This window comes from Asanoa sp. NPDC050611, from assembly GCF_040654855.1.
Lineage (GTDB): Bacteria > Actinomycetota > Actinomycetes > Mycobacteriales > Micromonosporaceae > Asanoa.
On the sequence record NZ_JBFAIU010000228.1, the window covers coordinates 1 to 12,368 of the forward strand.

The 12,368-nt window shown below is 71.7% G+C and carries 14 protein-coding genes and 1 pseudogene; 8 read left to right on the top strand and 7 right to left on the bottom strand.

What is annotated here, in order from left to right:
- The coding region (locus AB0H87_RS28335; RefSeq protein WP_360152042.1) for a maleylpyruvate isomerase family mycothiol-dependent enzyme at nt 1-660 on the bottom strand (660 nt) is incomplete at its 3' end.
- Nucleotides 661-765: 105 nt separating this feature from the next.
- Here AB0H87_RS28335 and AB0H87_RS28340 point away from each other — a divergent pair.
- Entirely contained in the window at nt 766-1,533 is a 768-nt protein-coding gene (locus AB0H87_RS28340) for an isocitrate lyase/phosphoenolpyruvate mutase family protein (protein WP_360152045.1), read from the top strand.
- Here AB0H87_RS28340 and AB0H87_RS28345 read toward each other — a convergent pair.
- Nucleotides 1,530-2,735 carry an MFS transporter gene (locus AB0H87_RS28345; RefSeq protein WP_360152048.1) on the bottom strand — a complete coding sequence of 402 codons (1,206 nt, stop codon included), beginning with the start codon at nt 2,733-2,735 and terminating at the stop codon, nt 1,530-1,532. The two genes, AB0H87_RS28340 and AB0H87_RS28345, sit on opposite strands and share 4 nt — an antisense overlap.
- Nucleotides 2,736-2,791: 56 nt before the next feature.
- Between AB0H87_RS28345 and AB0H87_RS28350 the strand changes: the two genes are divergently transcribed.
- On the top strand, nt 2,792-3,748 hold the full coding sequence (locus AB0H87_RS28350; RefSeq protein ID WP_360152051.1) for a winged helix-turn-helix domain-containing protein: 957 nt from the start codon (nt 2,792-2,794) through the stop codon (nt 3,746-3,748).
- An 8-nt stretch (nt 3,749-3,756) separates the two neighbouring features.
- Here AB0H87_RS28350 and AB0H87_RS28355 read toward each other — a convergent pair whose 3' ends face one another.
- The gene (locus tag AB0H87_RS28355) at nt 3,757-4,326 is read right to left on the bottom strand and encodes a GNAT family N-acetyltransferase (protein WP_360152054.1); all 570 of its coding nucleotides are present in this window, start codon (nt 4,324-4,326) and stop codon (nt 3,757-3,759) included.
- Nucleotides 4,327-4,417: 91 nt separating this feature from the next.
- On the opposite strand from AB0H87_RS28355, the gene AB0H87_RS28360 reads away from it, so the two are divergent.
- The 4 genes from AB0H87_RS28360 (at nt 4,418) to AB0H87_RS28375 (ending at nt 8,163) form a co-directional block, all read left to right on the top strand.
- On the top strand, nt 4,418-4,699 hold the full coding sequence (locus tag AB0H87_RS28360; RefSeq protein ID WP_360152057.1) for a DUF3040 domain-containing protein: 282 nt from the start codon (nt 4,418-4,420) through the stop codon (nt 4,697-4,699).
- A 3-nt stretch (nt 4,700-4,702) separates the two neighbouring features.
- Nucleotides 4,703-6,298: a non-homologous end-joining DNA ligase gene (ligD, locus tag AB0H87_RS28365; RefSeq protein ID WP_360152060.1), complete on the top strand. Its 1,596-nt coding sequence runs from the start codon at nt 4,703-4,705 to the stop codon at nt 6,296-6,298.
- A 115-nt stretch (nt 6,299-6,413) separates the two neighbouring features.
- Nucleotides 6,414-7,187 (top strand): D-Ala-D-Ala carboxypeptidase family metallohydrolase, encoded by a 774-nt coding sequence (locus AB0H87_RS28370; RefSeq protein ID WP_360152081.1) that lies wholly within the window; start codon nt 6,414-6,416, stop codon nt 7,185-7,187.
- Between the two features lie 163 nt (nt 7,188-7,350).
- Nucleotides 7,351-8,163 carry a trypsin-like serine protease gene (locus tag AB0H87_RS28375; protein ID WP_360152063.1) on the top strand — a complete coding sequence of 271 codons (813 nt, stop codon included), beginning with the start codon at nt 7,351-7,353 and terminating at the stop codon, nt 8,161-8,163.
- Here the strand turns inward: AB0H87_RS28375 and AB0H87_RS28380 are convergent.
- Nucleotides 8,160-9,041 carry an alpha/beta fold hydrolase gene (locus AB0H87_RS28380; RefSeq protein WP_360152066.1) on the bottom strand — a complete coding sequence of 294 codons (882 nt, stop codon included), beginning with the start codon at nt 9,039-9,041 and terminating at the stop codon, nt 8,160-8,162. The genes AB0H87_RS28375 and AB0H87_RS28380 overlap by 4 nt on opposite strands.
- 66 nt (nt 9,042-9,107) lie before the next feature.
- Between AB0H87_RS28380 and AB0H87_RS28385 the strand changes: the two genes are divergently transcribed.
- Nucleotides 9,108-9,713, top strand: a complete 606-nt coding sequence (locus AB0H87_RS28385) for a PadR family transcriptional regulator (RefSeq protein ID WP_360152069.1) — start codon at nt 9,108-9,110, stop codon at nt 9,711-9,713.
- Here AB0H87_RS28385 and AB0H87_RS28390 read toward each other — a convergent pair.
- A complete protein-coding gene (locus AB0H87_RS28390; protein WP_360152072.1) occupies nt 9,661-10,446 on the bottom strand; it encodes a class I SAM-dependent methyltransferase in 786 nt (261 codons plus the stop codon). The two genes, AB0H87_RS28385 and AB0H87_RS28390, sit on opposite strands and share 53 nt — an antisense overlap.
- Nucleotides 10,447-10,549: 103 nt before the next feature.
- On the opposite strand from AB0H87_RS28390, the gene AB0H87_RS28395 reads away from it, so the two are divergent.
- The gene (locus AB0H87_RS28395) at nt 10,550-10,987 is read left to right on the top strand and encodes a DUF1801 domain-containing protein (RefSeq protein ID WP_360152075.1); all 438 of its coding nucleotides are present in this window, start codon (nt 10,550-10,552) and stop codon (nt 10,985-10,987) included.
- Between the two features lie 6 nt (nt 10,988-10,993).
- On the opposite strand, the gene AB0H87_RS28400 is transcribed toward AB0H87_RS28395, so the two are convergent.
- A complete protein-coding gene (locus AB0H87_RS28400; protein WP_360152078.1) occupies nt 10,994-11,437 on the bottom strand; it encodes an SRPBCC domain-containing protein in 444 nt (147 codons plus the stop codon).
- Nucleotides 11,438-12,168: 731 nt separating this feature from the next.
- Nucleotides 12,169-12,368, bottom strand: a pseudogene (locus AB0H87_RS28405) (hypothetical protein); the annotation flags it as partial.

Here is a 12,368-nt window from a genome sequence, read left to right on the forward strand (position 1 = left end):
GAACCCAGCGCCGTCGGCGGTCAGGGCGTCGAACCCGGCGTCGTCGGCGGGCAGGGTGTCGATCCGGGCGCCGGAGGCGGAGAGGCGGATGCGCCAGGAGCGGCCCTCGGTGGCGTGGTAGTCGATGACGGCGGGTTCGTGCGGCCAGGCCACCGTCGTCGCGACGCAGGTGACCAGGAACTCCTCGACACCGTCGAGGGCCACGTCGGCCGGCAGCGGCTGCGGCGCGCCCACCGCGACCTGGGCGTCGTAGGTGTGCACCGCGAGCTCCTGGAGCTGGTGCCGGGCGACGGCGCCGCTGGTCTGCGGCGACTGCGAGTCACCCCACCACGACCAGCAACCACGCTCCGGGCCGGCCTCCCGCAGCGCGTCCAGCAGGCGCTCGGTCGCCGAGGCCAGCCAGGCCAGCAGCGCCGTGCGGTCCTCGGGCGCGGCCGGCGCGCTCCAGGCCGCCGGAGCGGCGGCGGGTCCCGCGGCGACGAACGCGGCCCACTTGTGGCGCCCCTCGCCCAGGTGCCGCACCAGGTCGCGCAGCGTCCAGTCAGGGCAGGTCGGCACCTTCGTGTCGAGGCTGGGCGCGGCGGCGACCGCGGCGCGGAAGGCCGTCGACCGAGCGTCGATCAGCCGGAGCAGGTCGTCGAACCCAAGATCGTTGTACACGCCAGCTGTCTACCAGGCGGCGCCGGCAGCCGGACAGCGATTTTCGGGAGGGTGGCTGCCGGTCAATGCCGCCGCGCCCGACGGTCATCGGCGATAGCGTCAGGCATGACGTTCCGCGAGCTGCACGACGGCGCGCTCCCGCTGCTGCTGCCCAACGCCTGGGACGTGTCCTCGGCGATCGCGTTCTTCGAGGCCGGTTTCCCCGCCGTCGGCACCACCAGCTTCGGCGTCGCGGCCGCCGGCGGCCTTCCGGACGGCCGCGGCAACACCCGCGACGCCACCCGGGCGCTCGCCCACGCGCTCGCGCCCCTGCCGGTGTTCATCTCGGTCGACGTCGAGGACGGCTACTCCGACGACCCGGACGAGGTCGCCGAGTACGTCGCGAGCCTCGGCGTGGCCGGCGTCAACATCGAGGACAGCACCGATGGCCGGCTGATCGAACCGAGCGCACACGCCGCGAAGGTCGCCGCCGTCAAGGCCCGCAATCCCGACGTGTACGTCAACGCCCGCGCCGACAACTACTGGGTCCGCCAGGACGCCACCCTTTCGGCAGTCCTCGAGCGCGCCGCGGCCTACGTCGAGGCCGGCGCCGACGGCTTCTTCGTGCCCGGCGTCACCAAGCCCGCCGAGCTGCGCGAGCTGGCGGTCAACGTCCCGGTGCCGGTCAACGTGCTGGTGATCCCCGAGCTGACCCTGCCGCACCTGGCCGATCTCGGCATCCGCCGGGTCAGCACCGGCTCACTGCCCTACCGCGCCGCCCTCGACGCGGCGGTCGCGGTCGCCACTGCCGTCCGCGACGGCCAGGCGCCGCCCACCGCCACGCCGTACCCCGTGCATCAGGAACGGCTCCTGAAATACACCCGCGGCGGCTAGTACGCGTGGTCGAGCCGGGCGGCGGGTCGGTGCCGGGCGAGCACCCGGGTCGCCAGCCCGGTGACCAGAAACAGCGCGGCCAGCGCGGCCCATCCGGCCGCGCCGTGCTCGATCGCGGTCGCGGTGACGACCAGTGGTGCGAGCATGGTGCCCACGGCCATGCCCGTCTGGTTGACACCCTGGTAGGCGCCGGCGTTGGCCGGGTCGGCGAGCTTGAAGGCGAGCGTCCAGCCGCCGGCCTCGGCGAGGATCTCGGCGAAGCTGTGCGCGACGGTCGCGAGCGCCAGCACCAGGATCATGACCGCGACAGCGCCGTGGGCGGCCGTCGCGTACAGCCCACAGGCCACCGCGAGCAGCGTGCCGGCCCGGGCGACCGCGCGCCCGGCCGAGTGGAGGGTGTTCGCACCCCGCGCCGCCCAGACCTGCAGCAAGGACACGATGACGGTGTTCAGGGCCAGGAGCGCGGGCACGGTGACCGTCGGCGCGTCGGTCCAACCGGCGACCCAGAGCGGCACACCGACCGTCAACATGCCGAACTGCATGGTCATGACGGCGTAGAGGCCGGTCGCGGCCAGATAGGTGCGGTCGACGAACGGCGATCGGCCGACCGACCGGCTCCGCGGGCGGTCGGCAGGCTCGGCCACGCCGCGCACCCGGCTCAGGGGTAGCGCGGAGACCAGCAGCAGCGCGGATGTCGCGAGCATCGCCACCACGTACGCGGCTGTCGTGCCGATCGCGAGCGCGACGGCCGCCAGGGCGGTTCCCGCGGCGATGGAGACGTTGGTGACCACGCGCAGCCGGGCGCGCACCTCGACGCGGTCCGGCCCGGTGAACGACTCCGCGATCATCGTCGCCAACGCGGTGCGCTGCATGGCCTGCTGCGCGACCGCGGCGCACGCGACGAGCACGAAGGCGGACGGCGTACGCACCACCAGGTACGCGGCCAGCGCCAGGCCCTGGCCGACGGTCACGGCGAGCAGCACCCTGCGCGCTCCGAACGTACGCGCCAGGTAGCCCGCACCCAGCGCGGCGCCGACGGCCGCCGCGCCGGCGATCGTCAAGCCGTAGCCGACGGTGGCCGCGGTGAAGCCGGCAACTCGCGTGAAGAACAGGACGCTGACGCTGAAGAAGACTCCCTTGGACAGGGAGGCGGCCACGGTCGCCCAGGTCAGCGCGCGGGCGACGGGATCGGCAAGGTACACACCGACAGTTCTCGCAGCGACCGGCCGCCACGACTATTGATGTAGTCTCCTGCTTCATGGTCCGGTACGAGCTGGTCGGGTTGGACCTGGCTGATGTCCGCTTCGCCGTGTCCCCGCTGAACGAACTGGTTCTCTCGCTGCGCGCCTGGCGCGATCCAGGACGGTTCCCGCTGCACCTGCGCTGGCTGCACGCGTTGGACGACGTCCGTGACAGCCTCGACGCTGCCCTGCTGCTCGCGCTGACCAACGCCCGACTCTGGACGCCCGACTTCCTCAACCCGCGCCCCTACTCGCCGCTGACCCGCATCGACGACGAGTTGGCGGGCCTGGCCGACACCGACCCCGCCGTCGTCCGGCGAGACCTGCGGGCCGTGCACGGCGGGCCACTGCCCGCCCCGCTGCGTGGCCCGGCCCCGCGGGTCCTCACCCGGATCATCGACGCGCTCACCGCGTACTGGCGGCTTTGTTTCGAACCGCACTGGGCGCGGATGCGCGCCCTGCTCGAAGGCGACGTCACCTTCCGCGGCCGGCACATCGCCCAGCACGGGCTCGCGACGATGTTCGCCGAGCTGTCGAGCACCGTCCGGCTCGTCGGCAACGCGGTCGAGGTCAAACTGCGATCGAACCTCGACTACACGACCACGACCACCGGCGGCCTCACGCTCGTGCCGACACTGTGGACGACCAACGCCTCGACACCCATCTCGCCCGCCGAGCCGCCGATGATCCTCTACAGCGCGCGCGGAGTGGCCACGCTCTGGGAGCCACAGCCGCTGCCGGCCCCCGACGCCCTGCGCGGCCTGCTCGGCGCCACCCGGGCCGGCCTGCTCGTCCAACTGGGCACGCCCAGTTCCTCGACCGAGCTCGCCGCCCGCCTCGGCGTCACCACCACCGCCGTCAACCAGCACCTGCGGGCGTTGCAGGCGGGCGGGCTGCTGGTCAGCGCCAGACACGGCCGATCGGTCCTCTACCGGCGCTCCGACCTCGGCGACCTGCTCGCCAGGGCTGCGTAGCGGCCGGACTAGTCCGTGGCGAGGCGCGCGTGCAGGTGCATGTCGTGCCAGCCGTCGGCATGCTTCGCCTCGCCGCGTTTCGTGCCCTCCAGCGCGAAGCCGGCGCGCGATGCGACCGCGCAGGAGGCCGGGTTCGCCGTCGAGTGGCACACCTCGATCCGGTGCAGGCCCAGCGACCCGAACGACCAGTCGGTCAGCGCACCCAGCGCCCGACCGGCGACGCCGGCACCCCGGGCGGTCGGCAGCACCCAGTACGACACCTCGGCCAGCCCTTCGGCGAGGTCGATCCGGCGCAGGCTGATCTGCCCGACGACGGCACCGGACAGCTCGACCGCGAAGCCGGCACCGCTCTCCCCGCTCCACCGCCCGGGCCACGACGCGATCCAGGCGTCGGCTTCGAGGGCGGTCATCGAACGGGCGTGCCAACGCTGGATCGCCGGGTCCGCGTACGCGGCCAGCACCACCTCGCGGTCATCCGGACGCCACGGCCGTAACCGGACACCGTTCGCGTCGATCGAAGGCTGAGCTGCCGCGGCCATCGCACCGGACGGGACCGCGGGTGTGGCTAGGGAAGGCACGCCGCGACCCTATCCGGACCGGTTGGCATGAAGGCCGGCATGCCGGGGTATGGGCGCGGTATACGGCACGACGAGGGTGTGTACGGAGGCGATGGCCGTGCTCAGTCAGGGCGACCGGCAGCGCTTGGCCGAGATCGAACGCCACCTGGCGGCCGAGGATCCGCGGTTCGCCAGACGGATGCGGGGGCGACGACGGCAGTGGACCCGGCTCATCGTGCCGCTCGTGATCATCGTCGCCCTGGTCGCCCTCACGCCCCTGTTGCTGATCACCTGGGACCGGCCCGGCGTGGCCGCGCTCGGGGTGTGCGCCGCCCTGGCCGCGATGACGTGGATGGTCGGGCGCACCGCCGGCCCCAAATGGCGGCGACGGTAGACGGTGGCGGCCCCGAGGAAGACTTCCAAGGAGAAGCTGGCGCCGTACCGGCGTAAGCGGGACTTCGGCAGGACGCCCGAGCCGTCGGGCGCCGCGAAAGAGCAACAGGCCGACGGCCGGCGGTTCGTGGTGCAGCGGCACCGCGCCCGCAACCTCCACTACGACGTGCGCCTCGAGGTCGACGGGGTGCTGGTGAGCTGGGCGGTGCCGAAGGGACCGACGCTGACGCCCGGGGTGCGCCGCGGCGCGTACCACGTCGAGGACCACCCGATGGACTACATCGACTTCGAGGGGGTCATCCCGGCCGGCGAGTACGGCGGCGGCGACGTGATCGTCTGGGACACCGGGACGTGGGAGCCGCCGGCCGACGAGGACCCGGCCAAGGCGATCGCGGACGGTGAGCTGCACGCCGACCTGCACGGCGAGAAACTCAAGGGCCGGTTCGTCTTCGTACGCACGCGCGCCGACGACTGGATCCTGCTGCACAAGAAGGACGAGTACGCGAAGCCCGACTGGGATCCGGAGAAGCATCCCCGCTCGGTGCTGTCCGGGCGTACGAACGACGAGGTGAAGGCGGACCCCGACCGGATGTGGCGGTCGGACCTGCCGCCCGACCGGGCCAGCCTGGCCCTCAAGCCCGAAGCCGCGACCGAGGCGGACCCGGCCGAGCTGCGCGCGCTGGCTCGGCTGAAGGACGAGGGCACCTGGCACGTCTTCGGCCGCGACCTGCGGGTGACCAACCTCGACAAGGTGCTGTTCCCGGCGAAGGGGCGCGGCAAGCCGATCACCAAGCGGGAGCTGCTGCGCTACACGGCCCAGATCGGGCCGACCATCCTCCCCTACCTGGCCCGCCGCCCGCTCAACCTGCACCGCTATCCCGACGGCGCCGGCACACGCGGGTTCTGGCAGAAGGAACTGCCGAAGCACGCGCCCGACTGGCTCGGTCGCTGGGACAACCCGGACGCCGCGCCGGGCGAGTCACAGACCTATCTGGTCGCCGACGAGCCGGCGGCCCTGATCTGGGCCGCGAACTTCGGTGCGTTGGAGTGGCACGCCTGGACCTCCCAGATCGACAAGCGGGACAGGCCGACGTACGCGCTGATCGACCTCGACCCGGGCACCGAGACGTCGTGGCAGGACCTGGTGACCCTGGCGAAGCTGCACCGCGAGGCGCTCGACCACCTCGGCCTGCTGTCGCGGGCCAAGCTGACCGGCAAGCGCGGCATCCAGATCTGGATCCCGATCGAGCGCGGCCCGTCGTACGCGACGACGCGCGCGTGGGTCGAGAAGCTGTCCCGGTCGGTCGGCGCGGTGGCACCCGAGCTGGTCAGCTGGAAGTGGGAGAAGTCGGCGCGGGAGGGCCTGGCCCGGCTCGACTACACCCAGAACGCGATCGGCAACACGCTGGTCGCGCCGTACAGCCCGCGCCCGGCCGCCGGTGCGCCGGTGTCGGCGCCGATCCACTGGGACGAGCTCGAGGATCCGCGCCTGCGGCCCGACAAGTTCACGATCCGCACGATCCTCAAGCGACTGTCGACCGAGGGCGACCCGTTCCACGACGTGCTCGTGTCCCGGCAGAAACTGCCCCGCATCCGGTAGGTGAAAGTTTCCGCCGGGCCGAATCCGTTTGCCGGCACTTATTGACGTGTCCACCCGTCATAGAGATACTTCCATCCGTCAATGTTGACCCCCGACTTGACGGGAGGCGCCCGTGCTGCGCCGCATGCTCACCCGTACCCTCGCCACCCTCTCCCTGGTCGTCGCGTCCACCGCCGTCGGCCTCGTCGTCACCGCCGGGGCCGCGCAGGCCGACGGCTGCTACACCTGGGGCCGTCAGCTGTCCCAGGGCATGTCCGGCGAAGACGTTCGCCAACTCCAGATCCGGGTCGCCGGCTACCCCGGCAGCGGCGCCGTGCTCGGCATCGACGGCGCGTTCGGGCCCGCGACCCGCTCGGCGGTGATCCGCTTCCAGCAGGCGTACGGCCTGGCCGCCGACGGCATCGCCGGCCCCAACACGTTCAACCGCCTGTACGCCCTGCAGGACGACGACTGCACCCCGGTCAACTTCTCCTACGCCGAGCTGAACAACTGCAACAGCACCTGGGCCGGCGGCAACGTCTCCGCGGCCACCGCCCGCGCCAACGCGCTGGTCTCCATGTGGAAGCTTCAGGCGATGCGGCACGCCCTCGGCGACCTGCAGATCCGGGTCACCAGCGGCTTCCGCAGCCAGGCCTGCAACGCCGCGGTCGGCGGGGCGACCAGCAGCCGGCACCTCTACGGCGACGCGGTCGATCTCGGCGCGAGCCCGCACTCGCTGTGCACGCTCGCCCAGGCGGCGCGCAACCACGGCTTCGCCGGCATCCTCGGCCCGGGCTACCCGGACCACAACGACCACACCCACGTCGACGGCCGGCCGAGCCGCTTCTGGTCGGCACCGAACTGCGGCGTCGGTGGGCGCACGATGCGCGACCCGCTCGACGACAACTGACCTGGTCGGGGGCGTCGCACACCCGCGGCGCCCCCAGCCGGGCGAGGGGAAACCCTCGACCTCACCCTCACGGGCCGATTTCGCGTGTCGCCGCCAGGCCCCGCGGCGCTGAGCCGGATAGGGGGTTCCTCTCCCCCGGCCGTACGCGAAAGGACCAGTGCTTATGAAACGACTCCTCGCACTAGTGGCCGTCGTGGCCACGACGCTGCTGGTCGCCGCGCCCGCACAGGCGGTGACCAACGGCCAGCCGGACAACGGCCGCCACCCGTACGTGGGCCTCGCGGTCTTCGACACCCTGGTGGACGGTCAGCCGGCGCCGACCTGGCGGTGCAGCGGCACGCTGCTGACACCGACGGTGTTCCTCGTCGCCGGCCACTGCACCGACGGCGCGGTCCGCGCGCGGGTGTGGCTGTCCGAGGACGTGCAGAGCAACACCGAGTACCCCAACGGCGGCGCGACGTCGTACGAGGGCACGCCGCACACGTACCCCGGCTACTGCAACTCGCCGTGTGGTTCGGGCCTGCCCGAGTTCGCGCACTTCGACGTGGGGCTCATCGTGCTCTCCGAGCCGGTGCCGACGTCGGTGGTGAGCCGCTACGGTCAGCTGCCCTCCGTCAACCTGGTCGACACGCTCGCCAACGGCACCGGCGTCGCCATCGTCGGCTACGGCGTGCAGGTCAACCAGCGCGGTGGCGGCAAGCCCGTGTGGACCGGGCCGCGGGTCCGGCTGTACGCGCCGTCCGAGGTCTTCGGTGGGCAGGAGCGCACCGGCGACGAGTTCCTCAAGCTGCGGGCCAACCCGGGCGGCGGGAGCGGCGGCACGTGCTTCGGCGACTCGGGCGGGCCGATCCTGCGCGGTGACACCGTGCTGGCCGTCAACTCGTTCGTGACCAACAACAACTGCACCGGCGTGACGTACGCGGCGCGCGTCGACCTGGCGCCCGTGCTCGCGTGGATCAACTCGTTCCTCGACTAGAAGAACGCGCGGATCTCGCGTGCGACCCGGTCGACCATGTCCGCCTTACCGCGCGGGCTCGGACCGGCCGGGTCGCACGGAGCGTCGTGCGCGAGGTCCGCGAACTCGACGCGCCGGCAGTGCGGCAGCCGCGCCGCGAGCGCATCCCGGCCGGGTGCGAGGAACGGCAGGCCCTTGCCGCCGCCCATCAGCAGCACCTCGGCCCTGACGTCGGCGAAGAGGTCGACGGAGTCCGCCCGCTCGGCGAGGATCACGCCCTCGTGGTGGACGGTCGGCGCGAGCTTGCGCATCGTGCTGGCGTCGGGCGTGGCCTTGCGGTCCTCGCTGCGCATCATCCTGTCCGTCAGCGCGGCGACCAGCCGGCGCGGCATGACCTTGAGGAACGGCGGCGCCAGCTCCAGGCCGTACATGCTGGTGACGAGCGCGCCCGCCACGTCGCCGCGGGCCAGCTCGGCGTCGAAGCGGCTCAACCAGGCGGTGTGCCGGGTGCCGTCGGTCAGCAGCGCCGGCTCGAAGGCGGCGACCTTGCGGATCGCCGGCAGCCGGCGGGCCGCCTCGAGCACGACCAGGCCGCCGGCGCTGACGCCGTAGACCCGCTCGGCGCCTGACGCCTCGACCACGGCTGCCAGGTCGTCGACCTCGGTGGCGAGGTCGTGGTCCGGCTTATGCGGGCCGGACAGGCCGCGGCCGCGCCGGTCGGGCAGGTAGACGGTGAAGTCGTCGGCGAGTGCGGCCGCCAGCATCGAGTTGCTGCGGGCCGACTGCATGCTGCCGTGCAGCAGCACGATCGCGGGTCCGTGGCCGGTCTTCCAGTAGCCGATCCGGGTGCCGTCGCGGGATTCCACCGCGCCGGCGGTGCTGCTTGTCGTCTGGGTCATGCCCACGATAGTTGCACGGCGCCTAGTTGCATTGCAACTAGTTTCTTTTCAGGTAATGTGGCCCCTGTGACGACTCCTCCCTTCCGCCGCTCGCCGCTGGCGCTGGCGATCCTGAGCCTGCTGGAGAACGGACCGCTGCACCCGTACGGAATCCAGCGGTTGATCAAGCAGTGGGGCAAGGACCAGGTCGTCAACGTCGGCCAGCGCGCGAGCCTCTACCGGATGATCGACCGGCTGGCGGATGCCGGCCTGATCACGACGAGCGGCACGGACCGCGACGAGCGCTACCCGGAGCGCACGACCTACGAGATCACCGAAGCCGGTCGCGCGACGACGCGCCAGTGGCTGGCCGAGATCGTGTCGACGCCACGCAACGAGTTCCCGGAGTTCCCGGCGGCCCTGTCGTTCCTGCTGATGCTCACGCCGTCGGTCGTGACGGACCTGCTGGCCCGGCGCCGCGACCACCTCGCGCGGCGCCTCGCCGAGCTGGACGCCGCGATGCGCGCGGCGGCACCGCTCCCCCGGATCATCATGATCGAGGACGAGTACGCGCAGGCGATGACCCGCGCGGAGCTGGCCTGGGTGGACGGCACCCTCGAGACACTGCGCGACGGCTCGTTCAGCTGGGACCAGGAGGAGCTTGGCCGGCTGGCGGCTTCGTACCCACGATAAGCACGGCGTGGCCGAGCACCTTGGGGTGCTTCAGCGGGAACTTGAGCGCCATGGCGTCGTCGAGCGGGATGAACTCGCCGGGGATCGTTCCCCGCGGGTCGTCGGGGAAGACTCCCCGGTCGCCGAAGAGATCGAGGAAGACGTAGCGGCCGCCTGGCCGGAGCACCCGCAGCGCCTCGGTGACGCCGTCCGTCTTGCGCGCGGCCTCGCGGATTTCGTGGAAGGTCAGGCAGCTGACGACGACGTCGAAGGTCGCGTCGCCGAAGTCGATGGCGGCGGCGCTCTGGCGGTCGAACGTGGTGCGGTCGGCGACGCCCTCGATGCGGGCATTCTCCGCACACTGGCGCTGCGAGTACTCCCAGTCGCCACCCCACGAGTCGATGCCGGTCACGGTGCTCCCGGGGTGGGCCTTCGCGAGCTTGACGACGAGGCTGCCGCTGCCGCATCCGACGTCCAGGATCTTGCAGCCGGCGGCCGTTGCGGTGGTCTCGGCCGCGGACTTGGCGGCGATCAGCTCGTGGATGCGGCGCTGGAAGTCGCCGCCGCGCGGGCCGAGGCGGTGGACGGTCAGCGCCAGGATCGCGGTGATGTAGCCGAACACCGCGAGGGGCACGAGGAACAGCAGGAACCAGGGTGTGAGGAGGGCCAGGACCGCCCCGGCCAGGCAGACGGCGGTCGCCGCGGCGAACCAGGCGACCCGGCTGCGTCGTATCCAGGTGCCGTAGTTCGGCATCGGTCGATCGTACGCAGGTGGTCAGGTTTCAAGAAGCCGCCGTCGGGCCCGGCTCCATAGCATGAGAATCAAGCCAGTCACGAACGGTAGCGAAGGAAACGCCATGCCAGCCAAGAAGAGCGCCAGCAGCAACTACGAGGGCTTCACCGCCGAGGAGCGCGACGCGATGAAGGAGCGCGCCAAGGAGCTGAAGCGCGCGACCGCCAAGTCGGACGGCGAGGCCGAGCTGCGCGCGAAGATCGCCGAGATGACCGACACGGACCGCGCGCTCGCCGAACGCGTCCACAAGCTGGTCATGACGGCCGCGCCCGAGTTGACGCCGAAGACGTGGTACGGCATGCCCGCGTACGCCAAGGACGGCAAGCTGATCTGCTTCTTCCAGCCGGCCCAGAAGTTCAAGTCGCGCTACGCCACGTTCGGCTTCGACGCCAACGCGAACCTGGACGAGGGCAACATGTGGGCGACGTCGTACGCACTGACCAAGCTGACCGCCGCCGACGAGAAGCGCCTCGCGGCCCTCGTCAAGCAGGCGGTCAGCTGACCGTGGTCAGTGCCAGTCGCCGATCCGAAGATCGTTGGGAGCCGGCCGCCCGCGGCCGGTCTCCGCGAACTCCTTGAGGCTCAACAGGAACGACGCCCACTTGGTGCTGCAGTGGTGCATGAACTCGACCGGCTCCTGCCACCCGTGGTGTCCGAACAGGACGATCGTGTACTCGCCCCGCCGGTCGAACCGCCAGTCGATCTCGGTGCCGATCCACTCGGCCGGCCCGTCGACGACGCGCCACCGCACATGCCCGGCGGGGTCGAGCTCGAGCACCTCGAGATCGAACCCACCGACGTCCCCGAACCGAAGCACCAACTTCTCCCCGACGGCACTCGTGCCGACGGTGTCGTTGGTCCACCACCCAGCGATGCCCTCGGCCGTCGCCACGGCGTTGTAGACCTCATCGATCGGCGCCACAACGCCGACCCGGTGCAGGATGTCAACCATTTCGCTTTCCCCCATCTTCGTTGTTCGGTTGCTACATAGGCGGTCGCGGAGCTGATCGCTCCGATCCCAAGCCGTTTGGCTACGAACCATCTCGAACCGGTGGCAGTCTGATCGCCGGCGCCGACGCCGTTCGGGGGGTCCGGTTTCGAGCCCACCCGAGCGGCAACGACACCGCGTGGTCGGCCGCCGTGCGACGACCGATGAACGCGGTCACCAGTCCCTGCCTCCGGGCGACCGCCCAACGCCGCTTGTCCGTGCCGCCCGAGCGGTCCTTTGTGCCGACCACGCCGAACGCCGCCAACCATCCACGCCGCCCAGACGGTCCTTCGTGCTGACCACCCGAACGCCGCCAACCATGCACGCCGCTCAACCGGCCGCCATGCAAGGACCACCAAACGCCGCCAACAATCCACGGCGCCCAACCGGCCGACGTACAGCGACCACCAAACGCCGCCAAAAATCCACGCAGCTCAACCGGCCGCTGGGCGACGACCACCGACCGCCGCAAGCCGTATGCGGCGCACAATCGGGCGCCGTGCAACGACCACCGAACGCCGCCAACCATCCACGGCGCCCAATCGGCCGACGTACAGCGACCACCAAACGCCGCCAACAAATCCACGCCGCTCACCCGGCCGCTGGGCGGCGACCACCGAACGCTGCCAGCCGTGCGCGGCGCCCAATCGGCTGCCGTGCGGAGACCGCCGAACGCCGCCTGCCGTGCGCGGTGGTCAGTCGGTGGCCGTGAGGCGGTCGCGGAGGGCGGCCAGTGGTCCGTCCCAGTCGCGCGCGAGCGCGGCCAGGAACTGCTGTGCCACCTTCATCGGCGCGGAGTCCAGCCGGTAGCGCACCCGACGCCGCTCCCCCGGCTCCGCGACGACCAGGCCCGCCTCGGCCTCCGCGGGCGCGCTCGGTGGCTTCGGCGCCGTAC

Bases quoted from the DNA above. Each gene is read 5' to 3' on its own strand.
- AB0H87_RS28340 (WP_360152045.1), top strand. From the start codon at position 766: ATGACGTTCCGCGAGCTGCACGACGGCGCGCTCCCGCTGCTGCTGCCC.
- AB0H87_RS28350 (WP_360152051.1), top strand. From the start codon at position 2,792: ATGGTCCGGTACGAGCTGGTCGGGTTGGACCTGGCTGATGTCCGCTTC.
- AB0H87_RS28360 (WP_360152057.1), top strand. From the start codon at position 4,418: ATGGCCGTGCTCAGTCAGGGCGACCGGCAGCGCTTGGCCGAGATCGAA.
- AB0H87_RS28375 (WP_360152063.1), top strand. From the start codon at position 7,351: ATGAAACGACTCCTCGCACTAGTGGCCGTCGTGGCCACGACGCTGCTG.
- AB0H87_RS28380 (WP_360152066.1), bottom strand. From the start codon at position 9,041: ATGACCCAGACGACAAGCAGCACCGCCGGCGCGGTGGAATCCCGCGAC.
- AB0H87_RS28390 (WP_360152072.1), bottom strand. From the start codon at position 10,446: ATGCCGAACTACGGCACCTGGATACGACGCAGCCGGGTCGCCTGGTTC.
- AB0H87_RS28395 (WP_360152075.1), top strand. From the start codon at position 10,550: ATGCCAGCCAAGAAGAGCGCCAGCAGCAACTACGAGGGCTTCACCGCC.
- AB0H87_RS28400 (WP_360152078.1), bottom strand. From the start codon at position 11,437: ATGGTTGACATCCTGCACCGGGTCGGCGTTGTGGCGCCGATCGATGAG.